The sequence below is a fragment of the Arthrobacter sulfonylureivorans genome (assembly GCF_047607445.1).
Lineage (GTDB): Bacteria > Actinomycetota > Actinomycetes > Actinomycetales > Micrococcaceae > Crystallibacter > Crystallibacter sulfonylureivorans_A.
The window spans coordinates 45,898-63,438 of sequence record NZ_JBLKRT010000012.1; the positions used below are offsets into that span (position 1 = coordinate 45,898).

15 protein-coding genes, 1 tRNA gene and 1 other RNA gene are annotated in these 17,541 nt (G+C 64.6%); 11 read left to right on the forward strand and 6 right to left on the reverse strand.

Annotation, left to right across the window (positions count from 1 at the left end):
* Positions 1 to 6: 6 nt before the first annotated feature.
* The gene (mptB, locus tag ACMX2H_RS07710) at positions 7 to 1,539 is read right to left on the reverse strand and encodes a polyprenol phosphomannose-dependent alpha 1,6 mannosyltransferase MptB (RefSeq protein WP_414959988.1); all 1,533 of its coding nucleotides are present in this window, start codon (positions 1,537 to 1,539) and stop codon (positions 7 to 9) included.
* Between the two features lie 211 nt (positions 1,540 to 1,750).
* On the opposite strand from mptB, the gene orn reads away from it, so the two are divergent.
* From orn to def, 3 genes are all read left to right on the forward strand, one after another.
* On the forward strand, positions 1,751 to 2,365 hold the full coding sequence (gene orn / locus ACMX2H_RS07715; protein ID WP_414959944.1) for an oligoribonuclease: 615 nt from the start codon (positions 1,751 to 1,753) through the stop codon (positions 2,363 to 2,365).
* A 151-nt stretch (positions 2,366 to 2,516) separates the two neighbouring features.
* Positions 2,517 to 2,589 (forward strand) — tRNA-His (locus ACMX2H_RS07720).
* 143 nt (positions 2,590 to 2,732) lie between these two features.
* Positions 2,733 to 3,305 (forward strand): peptide deformylase, encoded by a 573-nt coding sequence (gene def / locus ACMX2H_RS07725; RefSeq protein ID WP_414959945.1) that lies wholly within the window; start codon positions 2,733 to 2,735, stop codon positions 3,303 to 3,305.
* A 68-nt stretch (positions 3,306 to 3,373) separates the two neighbouring features.
* On the opposite strand, the gene ACMX2H_RS07730 is transcribed toward def, so the two are convergent.
* A complete protein-coding gene (locus ACMX2H_RS07730) occupies positions 3,374 to 3,574 on the reverse strand; it encodes a hypothetical protein (RefSeq protein ID WP_136786978.1) in 201 nt (66 codons plus the stop codon).
* 98 nt (positions 3,575 to 3,672) lie between these two features.
* Positions 3,673 to 5,133, reverse strand: a complete 1,461-nt coding sequence (locus tag ACMX2H_RS07735) for a glyceraldehyde-3-phosphate dehydrogenase (protein WP_414959989.1) — start codon at positions 5,131 to 5,133, stop codon at positions 3,673 to 3,675.
* A 1,135-nt stretch (positions 5,134 to 6,268) separates the two neighbouring features.
* Here ACMX2H_RS07735 and ACMX2H_RS07740 point away from each other — a divergent pair.
* The gene (locus ACMX2H_RS07740) at positions 6,269 to 7,030 is read left to right on the forward strand and encodes a glycerophosphodiester phosphodiesterase (RefSeq protein WP_414959946.1); all 762 of its coding nucleotides are present in this window, start codon (positions 6,269 to 6,271) and stop codon (positions 7,028 to 7,030) included.
* Between the two features lie 18 nt (positions 7,031 to 7,048).
* Here the strand turns inward: ACMX2H_RS07740 and rnpB are convergent.
* Positions 7,049 to 7,441: RNase P RNA component class A (rnpB, locus tag ACMX2H_RS07745), an RNA gene on the reverse strand.
* A 128-nt stretch (positions 7,442 to 7,569) separates the two neighbouring features.
* Between rnpB and ACMX2H_RS07750 the strand changes: the two genes are divergently transcribed.
* The 4 genes from ACMX2H_RS07750 to ACMX2H_RS07765 all read left to right on the forward strand — a co-directional run bounded on the left by ACMX2H_RS07750 (position 7,570) and on the right by ACMX2H_RS07765 (position 13,303).
* Positions 7,570 to 8,334 (forward strand): YaaA family protein, encoded by a 765-nt coding sequence (locus ACMX2H_RS07750; RefSeq protein ID WP_414959947.1) that lies wholly within the window; start codon positions 7,570 to 7,572, stop codon positions 8,332 to 8,334.
* Positions 8,335 to 8,565: 231 nt separating this feature from the next.
* On the forward strand, positions 8,566 to 10,362 hold the full coding sequence (locus ACMX2H_RS07755; RefSeq protein ID WP_414959948.1) for a hypothetical protein: 1,797 nt from the start codon (positions 8,566 to 8,568) through the stop codon (positions 10,360 to 10,362).
* Between the two features lie 65 nt (positions 10,363 to 10,427).
* Positions 10,428 to 12,191: an accessory Sec system protein Asp2 gene (locus ACMX2H_RS07760; RefSeq protein WP_414959949.1), complete on the forward strand. Its 1,764-nt coding sequence runs from the start codon at positions 10,428 to 10,430 to the stop codon at positions 12,189 to 12,191.
* 122 nt (positions 12,192 to 12,313) lie between these two features.
* Complete coding sequence (locus ACMX2H_RS07765; RefSeq protein ID WP_414959950.1) at positions 12,314 to 13,303, forward strand: SGNH/GDSL hydrolase family protein; 990 nt, start codon at positions 12,314 to 12,316, stop codon at positions 13,301 to 13,303.
* Positions 13,304 to 13,365: 62 nt separating this feature from the next.
* Here ACMX2H_RS07765 and ACMX2H_RS07770 read toward each other — a convergent pair whose 3' ends face one another.
* Positions 13,366 to 14,106, reverse strand: coding sequence for a zinc ribbon domain-containing protein (locus ACMX2H_RS07770; protein WP_414959951.1), 741 nt, complete (start codon positions 14,104 to 14,106; stop codon positions 13,366 to 13,368).
* A 75-nt stretch (positions 14,107 to 14,181) separates the two neighbouring features.
* Complete coding sequence (locus ACMX2H_RS07775; protein ID WP_414959952.1) at positions 14,182 to 15,210, reverse strand: Nif3-like dinuclear metal center hexameric protein; 1,029 nt, start codon at positions 15,208 to 15,210, stop codon at positions 14,182 to 14,184.
* Between the two features lie 101 nt (positions 15,211 to 15,311).
* Between ACMX2H_RS07775 and msrA the strand changes: the two genes are divergently transcribed.
* From msrA to epsC, 3 genes are all read left to right on the forward strand, one after another.
* Positions 15,312 to 15,836, forward strand: a complete 525-nt coding sequence (msrA, locus tag ACMX2H_RS07780; RefSeq protein ID WP_414959953.1) for a peptide-methionine (S)-S-oxide reductase MsrA — start codon at positions 15,312 to 15,314, stop codon at positions 15,834 to 15,836.
* A 90-nt stretch (positions 15,837 to 15,926) separates the two neighbouring features.
* Positions 15,927 to 16,862, forward strand: a complete 936-nt coding sequence (cysK, locus tag ACMX2H_RS07785; protein WP_414959954.1) for a cysteine synthase A — start codon at positions 15,927 to 15,929, stop codon at positions 16,860 to 16,862.
* Positions 16,863 to 16,942: 80 nt separating this feature from the next.
* A complete protein-coding gene (epsC, locus tag ACMX2H_RS07790) occupies positions 16,943 to 17,530 on the forward strand; it encodes a serine O-acetyltransferase EpsC (protein ID WP_136786967.1) in 588 nt (195 codons plus the stop codon).
* Positions 17,531 to 17,541: the final 11 nt, after the last annotated feature.

Here is a 17,541-nt window from a genome sequence, read left to right on the forward strand (position 1 = left end):
AGGGCCTCAGAAGAGGCGCTGGTCGTCTGCATCGGCGTATTTCTTGCGGAAGAGTTTGCGGGTTTTCGGGTCCACGAACACCAGGTACAGGGCGAAGGCGACCGCCACGATGCAGGCAAGGAGCCGGGCCATGTCGAGGTTGAACTCGATGTACGGGAAGATATCCAGCTGGTCCGTGATCGCGTAAATCATGAGGAACGACGTCACCGCGTAGACGGTGCGCACCTGCCAGTCATTCCGAATCCCGGTGGCGGCGAAGAGCGGCAGCAGCCAGACGATGTACCAGGGCTGGATCATCGGGCCCAGCAGCACCACTGCGGCCAGCGCCAGCGCCAACCGCCGGACGATCCGGTCGTAGCTGCCTCGGAACATGGTGTAGAGCACTATGAGCACCGCCGCGACTTTTCCGGCCGTGTAGACCGCCGATTGCACCGCAGCCCCGTCGAACCCAAGTCCCCCGGCCACAAGCCCTAGCAAGATCCCCAGCAGTCCGACCGGTGCGTACCAGATCATCAGGCCGGCGCCCTGCTGGCTGAGGGCTCCGATCCAGCCGAAACCAAGACCGTTGATCACTCCCAGCACTGCAAGCAGCCCGAAGGACAGGCCTGCGGTCATGGTCCAATAGCCGAACTTCCGCGGCCAACTGGCCCCCTTGCCCGCCCACAGCAGCCCGATAAACGGCAGGAAGATCAGCGTGATCGGCTTGATGCCTATGGAGAGTGTCACCAGCAGAATGCCCAGCAGCGCCCGGCGGGTCGCCGCATAGTAAAGGCCTGCCAGAGCGAGTCCGAGCATCAGGGCGTCGTTGTGGATGCTGGCAATTAATGTGGTCAGGAACAGCGGGTTGGCGCAGGCCAGCCAGAGCGCGCGGTTTGGATTGATCCCGTGCAGCTCCGCGAGTTTCGGACCGTAGTAGACGCACATGGCGGCGCCGGCAATCGCGAGGATCCGGAACATCACGATGGAGTATTCCGGGTGCCCGCCGCTGAGCCAGACGATGAACTCTTCCATCCACAGGAAGATCGGGCCGTAGGGCGTGGGGCTGCGCGCCCACAGGTCGTCGGCGCCGGTCTGCAGGTAATTCTGCAACTGGTCATACCCGTCCACGTACGGATTCAGGTTGTTAACCATGACTTTGCCCTGCGCAATGTAGGCGTACACATCGCGGCTGAACAGCGGGATGCTCAGCGCCAGAGGCGCTCCCCAGGCGACGATCGCGGTCAGCGTGGCCCGGCGCGTCTCAGCACCCCAAACCGTGAATTGCTGGCCCAGACGCAGCCACGCGCGAACCAAAATCATGCCGCCCAAAGCGAGCAGGATCACCGACAGAATGACCCCTACCAGTTCCACACGCAGGAAGATCAGCAACGGCCAGCGGCGTAGTTCGGACACTGATGCCAGCCAGCCAACGCCCAGAGAACCGAAGAACATCATGAACGAACCCACAGTGCCCTCGACGATGCTCAGGCTGGACCGCTCCTTAACGTCGCTTCTGCCCCCGGGTACGGAGGGCTCGGCCGTAGGTCTTTGCGCGGTCATCGTCTCGGCGGTCCAATCACTCCGGGGTCGGTACACCTGGTCCGGTGCGGTCATCGTCTCGGCGGTGGTCCGCACGCCTCAGAACGGTCAGGCGGACACAGCATCAGCAGGCGGCGGCTGATGCTGCTTTCTGCATGTTAGCACCGGGCCCCCGGCCGGCCCCCTGAGAACGGACCCGCGCGGCAAGACCCAGACGCGATACATTTGACGGGTGCCAATCTCTAACGAACACATTGTCTGGATCGACTGCGAAATGACCGGGCTGGACCTCGAGGCGGATGCGCTGATCGAGGTTGCCGTCCTGGTCACCGACTCGGAACTCAACGTCCTGGGCGAGGGAGTCGATGTTGTCATCAAGCCCAGCGCCGAGGCCTTGGCCCAGATGAATGACTTCGTCCGAACCATGCACACCACTTCCAAGCTGTTGGACGAACTCCCGCACGGCATGACCATGGCTGAGGCCGAAGACAAGGTGATGGACTACATCACGAAGTGGGTCCCGGAACCGCGCAAGGCACAGTTGGCCGGCAACTCCGTGGGCACGGACCGGACGTTTTTGGCCCGGGACATGCCGCGCGTCGTCGACCATTTGCACTACCGGATCATCGACGTCTCAACCATCAAGGAGCTGTCCCGCCGCTGGTTCACCCGCGCCTATTTCCAGTCCCCTGCCAAGAGCGGCGGCCACCGCGCCTTGGGAGACATCAAGGACTCCATCAACGAACTTCGGTACTACCGTGAGGCAGTCTTCGTCCCCTCCCCCGGCCCGGATTCCGCTACTGCCAAGAAGATCGCAGCCGGCATCAATGCCACTCAGACGCCCTAGATTGTTAGGTGCGCCACTTTCCCGCCGGGAATGGTCTAAAGTGGCAAAAGCCAGATGAAAAGCATGTAAACTGGTCTGCGTTGCCTTACTGGTTGGAGACCGGCAGGAACCGCTTGAGCGGGGCCCGTCGGGAGGAACAAGAGGGCACATGGTGGGTATAGCTCAGCTGGCAGAGCGCCTGGTTGTGGTCCAGGAGGTCGCGGGTTCAATCCCCGTTACTCACCCCGAAGGTCCGGCAGCAGCCGGCAAGAAGAGCCGTCCCGCACGTCGGGACGGCTCTTCGCATATATGTAGCTGTATCGTTCCATAGCCTCGATTGACGTAGCGGTGGCAACACCCACTGAAGCCATCCCAATGAAGGAGAAGAATGACTGTCCGCCCAGTCACCGTCACCGGCGAGCCGGTGCTGCACCGCCGTGCCGTCGAGGTGGAGGCGTTCGACGACGAACTCCGGGCCTTGATAGCGGACATGTTCGAGACGATGGACGAAGCGAACGGAGTGGGCCTGGCTGCTCCCCAAGTAGGCGTGGGCCTGCGGATCTTCACCTATGAGTTTGCCAACGACGACGACGTCCCCTCCCGCGGCGTGCTGGTCAACCCGACGCTGGTTCTGGGCAAGGTCTCCGGCGCGGAACCGGACCCTGACGAGGAAACCGAAGGCTGCTTGTCCGTCCCCGGCCACAGCTACCCGCTGAAGCGGGCCGAATGGGCCCGAGTCCGCGGTTTCGATGCGGACGGCACCCCCGTGGACTTCGAGGCAACGGGTTGGTTCGCCCGCGTGATGCAGCACGAATACGACCATCTGGACGGCAAGCTGTACATCGACCGGCTCAACGACCGGTGGAGCAAACGCGCCCGCAAAAACATCAGGAAAGAAGGCTGGGGCGTCCCCGGCAACACCTGGCTGCCGGGCGTCGACCCGGACCCGTTCGGCCACTGACCCTGGACTGCCAGCCGGCCTCTTATCACCGCCACGGCACTGCCGATCAGCGGCAGCAGCCGGGACCGCTAACTGTCAGTGAGACCGGACTTGTGGTCCTTTTCGCAGCGGCGCAAGTCCTCCAAAGTTATGTCGCGCAATCGTTTGAGCTCATCAACGCGCTTCTCCGGGACGCTGCCGCGGGCATACGCGTCCTCCGCCGCATGCAGCAGCCGCTCGGCTTCCTTGTGGTTGGCTTGCGCCTGTTCCCATCGCGTCATCTCTACCATGCCGCAATTGTAGGAACGCCGTCCGGCTAAAGCCATAGCGAAGGCCGGCGGCATTCATGCCGCCGGCCTTCGCCGTCATTATTGTTGGATGCGTCCGGTCAGACAGTTTCCGCGACCGGCTCCATAACGGCCGGGAAGATCTTCGGGTTGACCCCGGCGATCTCCTCCAGCACGCGGACGACCTGGCAGCTGTAACCGAACTCGTTGTCGTACCAGACGTAGAGCACGGCGTTCTTGCCGTTGGCGATGGTCGCCAGGCCGTCCACCACGCCGGCACGGCGCGAGCCGACGAAGTCGGTGGAGACAATCTCCGGCGAGTTGACGTAGTCGATCTGCTTGCGCAGGTCCGAGTTCAGCGACATGCCGCGCAGGTACTCGTTCAGGCCTTCCTTGGTGGCGTCCTGTTCCAGGTTCAGGTTCAGGATGGCCATCGAGACGTCCGGGGTGGGAACGCGGATGGCGTTGCCGGTCAGCTTGCCCTCCAGCTCCGGCAGGGCCTTGGCCACCGCCTTGGCGGCGCCGGTCTCGGTCAGCACCATGTTCAGCGCCGCCGAGCGGCCGCGGCGGGTGCCCTTGTGGAAGTTGTCGATCAGGTTCTGGTCATTGGTGTAGGAGTGCACCGTCTCGACGTGGCCGTGCGCGATGCCGTACTTGTCGTTGAGGGCCTTGAGCACCGGTGTAATGGCGTTCGTGGTGCAGGAAGCGGCGGAGACGATCTTGTCGTCGTCCGTGATGTCCGTGTGGTTCACGCCGTGCACGATGTTCTTCAAGCCGCCCTTGCCCGGTGCGGTCAGCACCACACGCGAGACACCCGGGCACTGCAGGTGCTGGGACAGGCCTGCTTCATCGCGCCACTTGCCGGTGTTGTCCACCACGATGGCGTCCTCGATGCCGTACTGGGTGTAGTCCACCGAGGCCGGGTCGTTGGAGTAGATGAACTGGATCAACGTGCCATTGGCCTGGATGGTGTTGTTCTCTTCGTCCACGGAGATCGTGCCCTCGAACGGGCCGTGCACCGAGTCGCGACGCAACAGGCTGGCACGCTTGATCAGGTCGTCGTCGCTGCCCTTGCGGACCACCACGGCGCGCAGGCGCAGTCCGTGGCCACCGCCGGCGTGGCCCACCAGAATGCGGGCCAGCAGGCGGCCAATGCGACCGAAGCCGTAGAGCACCACATCGGTGCTGGTGCGCTCGTCCGCGCCGTGCTTGCCGACGATATCTGCCAGTTCAGCACGGACGAAGTCCTTCAGGTCCATGCCGGCAGCCTCGCTCTTGAACTTCACCAGCAAGCGGGCCAGATCGACCGAGCCGGCGCCGAGTTCCAACTCGCTCAGCGCCTGGACCACCGGGAAGGTTTCTTCCAGCGGCAGTTCGGCGTCGTCAATCTGGCGGGCGAACCGGTGCGCCTTCAGGATGCCCACCACGGACTGGTTGATCAGGCTGCGCCCGTGGATGGAGGTGACCACGTTGTTTTCCCGGTACAACCGGCCGATCATCGGGATCATCGCTTCGGCAAGGGCCTGGCGGTTGCTCCACGCATCCAGGGCCGACTCTGACATCTGGTTCACAGAATTACCTTCCTACATCAGCCGGGTTCTCCCTCGAGCCCGGTTGTCACCGCCGTGGATTTTCACGACGACGCCGCTTTCGCCAGACAGTCTGGTTCCAGCGGCACGCCACCGCCAACTGCCGGCGGGAAGCTTAGAGATCTGCGTTGTCTGGCCGCTGGTTACCCAAGCGACGCCGATCACGCCTACCTGCTAACCATTCTAGGGACTGCCGGGAGCATCGAGGTACGTCTGCGGGTGAACTGCCTCACGTTTATCGGGCGTCGACCCGTCGCCACGTAACCTGCGATTGCGAGGTGGACGCACAGACGGCGACGCTCCTTATCCTGCGGAGCGCCGCCGTCGCCGCTGAATCGGTCAGGCCTTAAAAAAGATGTCTTTACGGACGCCCATGACGATGCGGTCGCCGGGGGTCGGCATGCAGGAAGATGGCGAATCCTTGCCCCTGCTTAATTTTTGCCCCGGTCCCCCTGTTGTAGATACTCACCGCTGTTGTAGTCGATCACCTATAGTCGATCACCGCGCCTGGCGATAGTCGCCCGTGGGCAGCCGCATATAGAACCACATGTTGTCTGTGCCGTCAGAGTCCGTGCGCCGGTGACGGATGATAGGCGATAGTTCCGTTCTGGAAGACCATCCCTTCGCCTTTAGGCCACACTTCATATCCGCGATCGGGTAGCCCATCGTCCCCCGCTCATGCCCAGATAGCGTTGAACTTCTTGTAGATCTGGTACTGAAGGTCCATGCTGCGTGCCCAGTTCTGGGCGTCCAGCAAAACGCCGACGCGCTTACTGCTCGGGGCCAGGGGCGTAGGTACGGACGCAGCCGTTGTCCTTGAGCGTGCAGCGGAAGCCGTTCACCGGGCGCAGCTTCAGCGCGGCAGCTCTCTGGTGGCACCATGGTGGGCTGCGGCCACTGAACGGCCAATGTGGACTGACCAACTTTGGGGGTGTCCGACGCTGACTTTGGGGATACCAGGCTCACCGGGGCACTGCGAAACTGTGCATTATCGAACGCAGCCATTGCCCCCACACAGGGGTTGCGTTTGGCAGGTGAAGCGGCCCCGTCGGCGCCCAACACGGCGGGGCTGCTTCGTGGGATTTCGCGATCACCTTACGATTGGCTGGTGAAACGAGTTATTCCTCTTCTGAGCGGTTTCATGGTTGCTCTAACCGGATGCTCAGTACCCGAAGGACCCACGATGGTAGCCCACCGCGGCGGTGCTTTGGTCTATCCCGAATCATCAGCCGAAGCATTCGAAGCTGTAGCCAAGACCGATTTTCCCATTGAAATGGATCTACGGGCTCTCGAAGACGGGACCCTCGTACCGCTTCACGATGCGACCGTCGACAGGACGATGACCGGGATCGCTGGAGAGCCGGAGGATATCAGTATCGCCGAGTGGCGAAGCGCGACAGTTCAGCACCCGGTAGATGGAGCACACGGCACACCGATTACTTGGGATGAGATCGCTGCCAAGTACGGCCGCGACCACGTGCTCGTACCCGAAATTAAAGACTCGAACATCGATTTAGACAGTTTTGCCAAGTCCATTCTTGACCGCAAGATCGAAGGCAACGTCATCGCTCAGTCCTTCGACTACACGGTGGCCAAAGATCTGGCTGACGCAGGTTTGAATGTCCTTTACTTGCTAAGCCCCGACCAGGAGATTGATCCGCCCGAGGTCGTAAGCGACGGCATTTCCTATGTCGGTCCGAACAAGGACGTAGGCGGAGCCAGCATCGCTGCGATGAAGGAAGCTGGACTGACCGTCTGGCCGTGGACCGTCAACGATCCCGTGGAGGCAGTCTTGCTGTTGGAGGCTGGCGCTGACGGTGTCTTCACAGATGATCCGTGGATGCTTGCAGACGCGCTCCGCGTTGAATGATCCATGGCCAATATCAGTGGGACGGGTTGGCCTATGAGCCGGGTTCTGTCACCTGCGGCAGTTGCCCGCCGCCGGGTGGCGATCATCCATCTAGGAGCACCGTTGCCGGTGCCCTCAAGCGGCCTACCCGGACACTCGGGCGAGCAGCCCTCGAACGTGCCCTGTCTGGCCTTGCTCCGGGTGGGGTTTACCTAGCCGCTCCGGTCGCCCGGCGCGCTGGTGGTCTCTTACACCGCCGTTTCACCCTTACCAGATCCTGCACAAGGCAGCCCTGGCGGTCTGTTTTCTGTGGCACTAGCCTGCGGGTTTCCCCGAGTGGGCGTTACCCACCACCCTGCTCTGCGGAGCCCGGACTTTCCTCGGCGGACGCATCTTCGCAGACCCGCCCGACGCGATCGCCCAGCCAACCCGTCCCGCCTTCAGGATACGGCCTGCTCCCCCGCAGCCCGTAATCTGCCCGCTTCTGTCCGTTTGAGAGCATGACGACGGCGGTGCTCCCCTTTTCGTGCGGCGCTGCCGTCCGACGGTAGGCTGCTACGGTGCTGATTCTGCTTCCGCCTTCCGAAGGAAAGACCGCTGCCGCCAAGGGACATCCCTTCGATCTGCAGGAACTCCAGTTCCCGGAACTGAACCCGGCGCGTGAGGAAGTACTGACGGCGCTCGCCCACATCAGCAACAGTCCGGACGCCCTGGCGCAGCTAGGCGTCGGCGCATCGTTGGCTGCGGAGGTAGAGCGCAACACTCGGCTGCGCGACGAACCGTCCGCCCCGGCGCACACCGTCTACTCCGGAGTGCTGTACGACGCCCTGGGCTACCGCACCATGACGGCCACGCAGAAACGCAAGGCGGACGCCACCGTCGTCGTTATCTCAGCGCTCTGGGGCGCGATCGGCTTTGCGGACAGCATTCCCGCCTACCGCCTGTCCATGTCCGTAGGGCTCCCGGAAACCGGGAAGCTGGCCTCCTACTGGAAGAAGCGGCTCCCCGTAGCCTTGGATGCGCACGCCGAGGGACATTTGCTGGTGGACTGCCGATCCAGCACCTATGCCGCGGCCCGGACACCGGAACCGGCCCGCACCGTGGTGGTCAACGTGTTCCAGGAGCGGAACGGCAAGCGCACGGTCGTCTCCCACTTTGCCAAGCACACCCGCGGCGAACTGGCCCGGCACCTGCTGACCCGCCGCGGCAAGGCTCCGGAGACGCCGGCCGCGCTGTTGAAGGCGGCGCAGGAAGTCTGGCAGGCCGAAATGGTGGACGGCTACGCGCGCAAGGCGCACGCGCTGAACATTGTTCTAGGCGAGTAGATCTCCACGCGGGCCTGGCGGCCCTTGGTCGATCACCGGGTCACTTGCCAAACGGCCCTTGGGCGATTACCGAGGAAGCTGGGCCTGGCGGCCCTTGGTCGATCACCGGATTACTTGCCTGGCGGCCCTTGGTCGATCACCGGGTTGGTGCGAGTTTGCCTGACGTTCACCAAGGCCACGTAGTTTCGGTGCGTCCGGGTACTTGAGCATTGATGGAGGCGTTGGGGGCGCATGTCCGAACAAGAGTTGGATTTTGTCCATGGCGGCGTGCTGGTGCAGTACAAACGGCGTGCGGCGAAGCTGGATCGCCGACACCTGATCGTCATGTTTGCGGGCGTCGGGCGTTTGGACAGCTACGAGTTCGATGGCAGGGCTTCCAGCGACAGCCAGGCGCACTGGCTCTGGATCAAGGACAAGTTCGACGGACAGCACGTGTACTATCTGTGCCGGAACATGGACTTTTCCATTGAGCAGGCCGTGCTCGCGTTGATCGATGCCGAGCTGGAGCGGCTAGGGCTGAGCCGGAATGAATGTACCCTGGCTGGCTTCTCCAAGGGCGGCTTCTCTGCGCTGTATCTAGGCATCAAGTACGGCTTCGGCAATATCCTGGCCAGCGCCCCGCAGGTGTACGTTGGCACGCATACCCGCGGGAACCGGCCCAAGATTTTCGCGCATCTGACCGGTGGCGGCGGGCAGGCCGAGCTGCAGGAGCTGGACCGGCTGCTGCCCGACGCCGTGGCAGCGGATACCCAGACGGAGAAGAACATCTACCTGTTCAGCTCCCCGCGGGACCAGTTCCACGCGGCGCAGATAGTGCCCGCACTACCGATGTTCGCGAAGTACCCGAACTTCAATTACATCGAGACCGATTCGGATCTGGTCAACGAGCACACGGATGTGACCCGCTACAACGTGCCGTTGATCCTGGCCACGCTCTACGCACTGGCGGAGAACGTTGCGCCGCGTTACGGCACGGTGCGCAATGGCAACCCGATGGAAGCCCAACTGGGCAAGGATGTGCTCGCGCGGCAGCGGGAAGCGGGCACCGCCGTCGCCAATCTCACCGGTGTGCGACTGGCCGGTGCGGTGTTGTTTCCGGAGGGCGTGGGTTTCCTGCGCGGGTACCCCACCGAACAGTGGGCGGACGTGGCCAGTTCGCTGGTGCTGGCCGGCGATGGCCGATACGAGTTCGTGCTGGGCGGGAACGAGGACGCAGGCATCTCCTTCCGGTACTTCCAGGAGGCGTACTGCAGTTATCGGCTGGCTAGGTTTTCCTCGCGGAAGCATCAGGGCATCGATCTGGCCGGGTTACCTGCCGGAACGTATGAGCTGCGGCTGAAGCTGGCGGCCGGTGGCCGGGAGGCCGAGCTGCCGCTGACCTCGGGCACACCGCTGAGCACCGAATCCCAGCTGGACGGACGGCTGTACCGCCTCCACTCCCGGCTTTCCGGGGCGGTGCTGGATGTGCGGCCGGTCCTCGGCACCGCGCCGCAGGAAGCCTACTTCCGGCTGCGCACCGGCTGGGCACGCGGACCGCGCGTGCATCTGGACGGCGACTTCGCCGTCCGCGGCGTGGAAATCCCCGATAGCAAAGCCGGCCGCTACTACCTGGTGCTGCACGGACCCGCCGGCATCCACGCCTTCACCCTGGCCGCCGGAGGCTTCCGCGCAGACCCCAACGTCTTCGGCGACGCACTCAGCGACTACTCCGGCGCACACTTCGGCACCCGCAAAGGCACCGGCGTCGACGTCTCCCAGCTCCCGCCGGGCACCTACCACGCCTCCATCAGCCTCAGCAGCGCCGGCGGACTCTACACCCTCCCCACCGGCAAAACCGTCCAAATCCGAACTACCGCAGACGCGGCCGGCAAGCCCACCGCGGGCACCACCGCCACCATGACCGACGCCGCGGCCGGACCGGCAGCATTCCGGCCGGGCGACCTGCAGCGCGGGATCGTCCGCCTGACCCCCTCGGCGCTCCGGCGGCGGATCAAACGACACATCGAACATCGACTGGCCCGGCGGTAACTGGGCCACCCCTTGATTGGCAGGTGTTTCCCGGGCGTTCATTCGGGCGCAGTAGCTTCGCAGGCATGCCCCAACGCGAACAGGATTTTCTGCACAACGGCGTCCTGGTGGAATACAAGACGCGCGAAGCCAAGCAGGACCGGCGCCACCTGATTGTCATGTTCACCGGGCTTCGCCCGCGGGACACCTACGACTTCGACGGTCAGTCTACGCAGGAGAACCAGGCCAACTGGCTGTGGATCAAGGACAAGTTCGGGCCCCAGCCTGCCTATACGCTGTGCCGGAACATGGACTTTGCCATCGAGGACGCAGTGATTGCACTGATCGACGCGGAGCTGCAGCGGCTGGGCCTGAGCCGGAATGAATGCACGCTGGCGGGAATTTCCAAGGGCGGCTTCCCCGCCCTGTACTACGGGATCAAGTACAACTTCGGCAACATCATCGCCTGCGCCCCGCAGGTTTACGTCGGCACGCACACCCGGCGGAACCGCCCCAAAACCTTTGCGCACATGACCGGGGACGGCGGGGACCGGGAGCAAGAGGTGCTTGACGCGCTGATTCCGGTCGCCGTGGCCGCGGACCAGGGCACGGACAAGAACATCTATCTCTTCAGTTCGCTGCAGGACCAGTCCCATGCCGCGCAGGCCGGCCGGGCGCTGCCGCTGTTCGCCAAGTATCCGAACTTCAATTACATCGAGACGGACTCGGACCTGGTCTGGGACCATGCCGGGGAAATCCGCTACAACCTGCCGCTGATGCTCTCCATCATGGCGGCGGTGGCCGACAATACCCCGCCGCGGTTCGGCCGGGTGCGCAACGGCAACCGGATGCCGTCCCTTCTGCGCAGCGAGGTTCTCTCGCGGCAGCGGCAGGCCGGCGCCGCCGTCGCAAGCCTCACCGGTGTGCGGCTGGCCGGTGCGGTGTTGTTTCCGGAGGGCGTGGGGTTCATGCGCGGACAGGAGATCAAAAGCCGCTCCTCGCAGGCCGCCGCGCTGGTCCTGTCCGGCCATGAGTTCCGACAGGAGCACCAGTTGGTCGGGGCCGGTGATCCGGCGATTCCTTTCAGGTACTACGAGGAAGCAGCCTGCGACTACAAACTGGCGAAATTCACCTCCCCAAACAAGCGCGGCATTGATTTGGCCGGGCTGTCTGCCGGAACGTACGAGCTGCGGCTAAAGCTGGCGGCCGGTGGCCGGGAGGCCGAACTGCCGCTGACCTCGGGCACACCGCTGAGCACCGAATCCCAGCTGGACGGGAGGCTGTACCGCCTCCGCTCCCGAACCGTCGGGGCCGTGCTGGATGTGCGGCCCGTCCTCGGCACCGCACCGCAGCAGGCCTACTTCCGGCTGCGCACCAGTTGGGCACGCGGACCGCGCGTGCATCTGGACGGCGACTTCGCCGTCCGCGGCGTGGAAATCCCCGACAGCAAAGCCGCCCGCTACTACCTGGTGCTGCACGGACCCGCCGGCATCCACGCCTTCACCCTGGCCGCCGGAGGCTTCCGCGCAGACCCCAACGTCTTCGGCGACGCACTCAGCGACTACTCCGGCGCACACTTCGGCACCCGCAAAGGCACCGGCGTCGACGTCTCCCAGCTCCCGCCGGGCACCTACCACGCCTCCATCAGCCTCAGCAGCGCCGGCGGACTCTACACCCTCCCCACCGGCAAAACTATCCAAATCCGAACTACCGCGACCGGCACCACCGCCACGATGCACGACACTGCTCCCCTGCGGCGCCGAGGCTTAGGGTCGGTACCGCCAAGGGACCTGCCGCGGAAGATCCGACGCAAGATCAAACGGCGATTGTCCCGGCTGGTCGCGAGCTGACCAGCATCTTCCGAGCCTTTATCCGATTGGCCCCCAAGGCCTATATTTGGGCATGCGCTCGACGGCACCGTTCATTGTTGAACGGGCATTGCCACTGCTGACGTCACCGTAGGGGAGGCACCGTGTCCTCGATCCAGCATTCCGTCCGGCGCCGGGCCGTACTTGGCCTGATGCTGGCCGCAGTCCCCTGTGCTGCAGCCGCCGACGTCGCGGGCCAGCCAGCGGTACGCGCCATGGCCCGCCCCGCCCACCCGGGCCTCCGCGGTGCGCCGACGATGGCATGTTGGGGCTCCTCGACTGCCGAGGGAACGTCCCCGGAGTTGGCACAGCTAGCCTCTGCCTACGGGATGACGTACTTCAATGGGGGCGCCGGCGGTCAGAGCGCGGAACAGATCCTCGCCCGGATCGGAGCCCGGCCGGCGCGCGTTGCCGCCGGAGTCATCCCGGCCTCTGGCGCCGCCCTCCTGTCGTCACGGTCGATGAGCGCCGAGGATGCTGCATCGTTCAGCGCTGCGGGCGACCTGGCGGGCATTCCGGGGAAGCTATCCAAGGCCCATGGCGCACAACCGGGCTACCGCTTCCACCGGCGCCAGCCCGGCAAGAGTGTGCGGATTCCTGACGGAACCCCGTTTCTCCCCACCGAAGGCAGTGGCTTCCGGGCCGGCATCAGCCACCTGAGCATTGGCAAAAACAATCTCACCGGCAAATACCATGCAACGAGCGACCCGGACACCATCGTCGAGTGGACTGACGCAGCTGACAAGTGGCTCTCAGCCGCCGGCGGGCATGTGCTGGTCTGGGGACATTTCGTCAATACTGGGACACAAGCCTCGGCACCAGTACGACGGCGCATCTACCGTGTCAATGATGCCCTGAGCTCTCGGTACGGTCCGCGGTACGTGGATCTGGACCGCTTGCTGACACACCGAGGGATCTGGGAGATGGCCGGCGTCCGGCCGACGCCGTCGGACCTGAGAGAACAGGCTGGAGGCAACAAGCCGCCCAGTCTCTCCAGCAACCGTGCACACCTAAATGCGGTGGGGTACGAGGTCCTGCGGCGGGTCATCGAGGCCAAGCTGACAAACCTGGGCTGGCTCCCGCCAGCTCGATAAGTACCGCTTCGCTCAACGGCCGACCGAAATGCCGGCTCGCTGCCCGGCTTTCTCCGAGGGGACTAGCTGGCCCACTCCTGTGAGCGGATGAGGATGCAGCCGGAGTCGGGGCAGAAGACGATGTCGTCCGGGGATGCCTTGCGGATGTCGGCCAGATCGCCGGCGCTGAGCTGCATGCCCGAACCTTCGGACTTACCGTGGAACAGGCGGGCCGCGCCGATGCCGCGGTGGGCCAGCGTCTTTTCGTAGACGGCCAGCAGGGCGGGTTCGAAGCTGGCAGCCAGTTCCTTGCGCTCCGCGGACACGGTGCCGCGTTCATTGTCGATCGCCGCGAGTTCATCGTCGCGGGTACGTTCCAGGCCGGACAACTCCTCGCGCAGCTGGTCGTTGGCCTGCTTGTGTTCGTTTTGGCGGGTCCGGAGCGCTTCAAGGCGCTCCATCACTTCCAGCTCAACGTCTTCGAGGTCGCTGCGGCGCTTGTTTAGCGAGACCAGCTCATGCTGCAGCGCGGTGAGGTCCTTGGGTGTGCCCGATCCGCTGTTCAGCCGCTTCTGGTCTCGTTCGATCCGCGATTCCACGGTCTCCACGTCCGCCTCGGCGCGCTTCAGCTCGCGCTCGGTGTCGGCAATCTCGGTGTTCAGGGCAACCAGCGACGAGTCGGCGGCGGCCAGCTTCTCCACCAGTGCGTCGATCTCGGCGTTCTTGGCAGTGGCTGCAGCGCGGCGGCTCAGCTGGGTGAGCTTGCCGTCGAGTGCCTGCAGGTCGAGCAGTCTCAGTTGCTCGGAAGCCGGTGCCTTCGCCATGTACGTCCTTTCAACACGCTGCGGAACCGTTTGCGGTTCAGCCTCGTCCTAGCCTACCGTCCGGACGCGGCGCTGTTAGCCCGGTGTGAGGACGAAATCCCACGGGTCGGTGTTGGTCACGCTGACCTTGACTTCCACGCGGTAGCCCTGGTCGGTCAAGACGTTGTCGAGCGCCGCCGACGCCGGGGTCAGCCAGAGCCATTCGCTGCCGAAATGCGAGACGTCGATCAGGTACGGCCGGCCTTCCACCGTTCCTTCGCGTGCCTCGGAGGCCGGATGGTGGCGCAGATCTGCCGTCACATAAACGTCCGCGCGGGATGCGCGGACCTGATCGAACAGCGAGTCGCCGGCACCGCCGCAGACGGCCACACTGCGGATGATTCCGTTGCGGTCGCCCGCCACCTTCACTCCCCCGGCGACGGCCGGCAGGATGCTGAAGACTTGCTCGGCGAACTCGCCAAGGGTCCTGGCTTCGGACAACTCTCCGACGCGTCCGATGCCTTCTTCCGGCAGCCCATTGTCGGCCGGCGAGAGCGGCCGCACGTCCTGCAAACCGAGGGCATCGGCCAGCACGTCGGAAACTCCGCCCACTGCGCTGTCCCCGTTGGTGTGCACGGTGACCAAGGCGCAGCCGTTCTCGATCAGCCGGTGCACCGCGTCGCCCTTGAAGCTGGAGGTTGCCACCGAATTGACCGGCTTCAGCAGCAGCGGGTGGTGGGTGACCAGCAGGTCGGCGCCCCACTCGATGGCTTCGGTGATCACGTCGGCCGTGGGATCCACTGCGAACAGGATCTTCTGCACCTCCGCAGTCGGACGCCCGACGACGGGGCCAACGGCATCCCACTGCTCGGCCAGCGATTCGGGCCACAGTTCCTCAATGGCCAGCAGCACATCGCCGAGGACCGGCGTTTTCGGCTGCTCTTCGACCGGCCCGGCGGCTGCTGCACCCGCAGTGGTTTCGGCGCCCGCGGGAGCCTGATCATCGTGTGAGGTTTCTGCTTCCGCAGGGTTGTCGGTGCGGGCCGGGGCTTGGGTTCCCGCTGAAGGTGTGGATCCCGCGGGGGCGTCGGTGTCCCCGGTGCGGAGCTGTTCGTCGTCGACCATAAGTCCTTTTCTACCCCATCCGCCGCGGGCCCGCTCACCCGCCCGGGGCGGATGACTTGCACCCCGGGAACATTCGAGGGGTCCGTGACATTGTTTAACCCATGAAGACTTTTGTGCTTGGCGGTGGCTGCTTCTGGTGCCTGGACGCGGTCTACAACATGACCCGCGGCGTGACGGAGGTGGTCTCCGGCTATACCGGTGGCGCTGTGCGGAACCCGTCCTATGAGGCGGTCTGCTCCGGAACCACCGGGCACGCGGAGGTTGTCGCGGTCACGTTCGACGAGACGGTTGTTCCCGAAGACGTCATCCTGGGCATGTTCTTCGCGTCGCACGATCCCACCACGCTGAACCGCCAGGGGTACGACGTCGGCACCCAGTACCGTTCGTCGATGTTTTACATCGACGACGAGCAGAAGCAGACCTTTGTTTCGGCGATTGAACGTGCGCAGGCCGACTGGCACGACCCGATCGTGACCGAAGTGGTCCGGCTGCCGGAGTTCTACCCGGCGGAGGAATACCACCAGAACTTCTACGCCAAGCATCCGCAGATGGGCTACTGCCAGGTGATCATCAATCCCAAGCTGGCCAAGGCCCGAAAATATTACGCCGAATGGCTCACCGCATAGCAGGCCGATCAGCGCGCTGACTAGGCTGAAAGAAGTTTTGTTACTCCCATCTTTGTAGCGGCCTCCGGGCCAGAAGGCAGGAACACACACATGGCACCGATTTACGACGACGTCACCCAGGTTGTGGGACGCACCCCGCTGGTGCGCCTGAACCGACTCACCGAAGGCCTGCCGGCCCAGGTGGCCGTGAAGCTGGAGTTCTACAACCCGGCCAACTCGGTGAAGGACCGGATCGGTGTGGCCATCGTCGACGCCGCCGAGAAGGCCGGAGCCCTGAAGCCGGGCGGCACCATCGTGGAGGGCACGTCCGGCAACACCGGCATCGCGCTGGCCATGGTCGGCGCGGCCCGCGGCTACAAGGTCATCCTGACCATGCCGGAGACCATGTCCACCGAACGCCGCGTGATGTTGCGCGCCTTCGGTGCCGAGATCGTGCTGACCCCGGGCTCCGAGGGCATGCGCGGTGCGGTGGAGAAGGCCAAGGAGATCGTGGCCAACACCGAGAACTCCATCTGGGCGCAGCAGTTCGCCAATGAGGCCAACCCGCTGATCCATCGGAACACCACCGGCGAGGAAATCTGGGCCGACACCGACGGCCAGGTGGACATCCTGGTGGCCGGCATCGGCACCGGCGGCACCATCACCGGCGCCGGCGGCCTGCTCAAGGAGCGCAAGCCCGGCGTGCGGATCATTGCCGTCGAGCCGGAAGACTCCCCCATCCTGACCGGCGGCAATCCCGGCCCGCACAAGATCCAGGGCCTGGGCGCCAACTTCATTCCGGAGGTGCTGGACACCAACGTCTACGACGAAGTGCTGGATGCACCGACGTCGGCTTCGGTCGCCGTCGCCCGCGATCTGGGCATCAAGGAAGGCATCCTCGGCGGCATCTCCTCCGGTGCTGCGGTCTGGGCGGCGCTGGAAGTGGCCAAGCGGCCGGAGAACGCCGGTAAGCTGATCGTGGCCGTGGTGCCCGACTTCGGTGAGCGCTACATTTCCACGCTCCTCTACGACGACATCCGCGGCTAACCAGCTTCCCCGCGCCAGGCGGGCGGCGGCTAGGCAGTTTTAGCTCCGCCCGCGGCGCGATGTCCGATCAGAAAGAGCACATGGGTTTCCTAGCGCGACTGCGTGAAGACCTCGAGGCCGCCCGGTCGCATGACCCGGCGGCGCGGGGCCGCGTCGAGAATTTCCTGGCCTATTCCGGATTGCATGCCATCTGGATCCACCGGCTGACCCACAAAATGTGGGCCAACCCGTCGCTGCGGCTGCCGGCCCGGCTGATCTCCCAGGCCGGCCGATTCCTGACCGGCATCGAGATCCACCCCGGCGCGACGATTGGCCGCAGGTTCTTCATTGACCACGGTATGGGCGTAGTGATCGGCGAAACCGCGGAGATCGGCGAGGACGTGATGATCTACCACGGCGTCACCCTCGGCGGCCGCTCGCTGGCGAAGGTCAAGCGCCACCCCACCATCGGCGACCGCGTGGTCATCGGCGCCGGAGCCAAGGTGCTCGGGCCCGTGGTTATCGGCGCGGACAGCGCCATCGGCGCCAACGCCGTGGTGGTCAAGGACGCCCCGCCGGAATCCATCATCACCGGCATTCCTGCCACCTTCCGGCACCGCGACCCGCAGCGCGAAACCAAGCCTGCCGTTGACCCGGCCGAGTACATCGATCCCGCGATGTGGATCTAACCCTCCGCTGC

What these genes read in the sequence shown, in the direction of transcription:
- mptB (WP_414959988.1), bottom strand. Translation starts at nt 1,539, where the DNA reads ATGACCGCGCAAAGACCTACGGCCGAGCCCTCCGTACCCGGGGGCAGA.
- def (WP_414959945.1), top strand. Translation starts at nt 2,733, where the DNA reads ATGACTGTCCGCCCAGTCACCGTCACCGGCGAGCCGGTGCTGCACCGC.
- ACMX2H_RS07730 (WP_136786978.1), bottom strand. Translation starts at nt 3,574, where the DNA reads ATGGTAGAGATGACGCGATGGGAACAGGCGCAAGCCAACCACAAGGAA.
- ACMX2H_RS07735 (WP_414959989.1), bottom strand. Translation starts at nt 5,133, where the DNA reads ATGTCAGAGTCGGCCCTGGATGCGTGGAGCAACCGCCAGGCCCTTGCC.
- ACMX2H_RS07755 (WP_414959948.1), top strand. Translation starts at nt 8,566, where the DNA reads ATGTCCGAACAAGAGTTGGATTTTGTCCATGGCGGCGTGCTGGTGCAG.
- ACMX2H_RS07760 (WP_414959949.1), top strand. Translation starts at nt 10,428, where the DNA reads ATGCCCCAACGCGAACAGGATTTTCTGCACAACGGCGTCCTGGTGGAA.
- ACMX2H_RS07770 (WP_414959951.1), bottom strand. Translation starts at nt 14,106, where the DNA reads ATGGCGAAGGCACCGGCTTCCGAGCAACTGAGACTGCTCGACCTGCAG.
- ACMX2H_RS07775 (WP_414959952.1), bottom strand. Translation starts at nt 15,210, where the DNA reads ATGGTCGACGACGAACAGCTCCGCACCGGGGACACCGACGCCCCCGCG.
- msrA (WP_414959953.1), top strand. Translation starts at nt 15,312, where the DNA reads ATGAAGACTTTTGTGCTTGGCGGTGGCTGCTTCTGGTGCCTGGACGCG.
- cysK (WP_414959954.1), top strand. Translation starts at nt 15,927, where the DNA reads ATGGCACCGATTTACGACGACGTCACCCAGGTTGTGGGACGCACCCCG.
- epsC (WP_136786967.1), top strand. Translation starts at nt 16,943, where the DNA reads ATGGGTTTCCTAGCGCGACTGCGTGAAGACCTCGAGGCCGCCCGGTCG.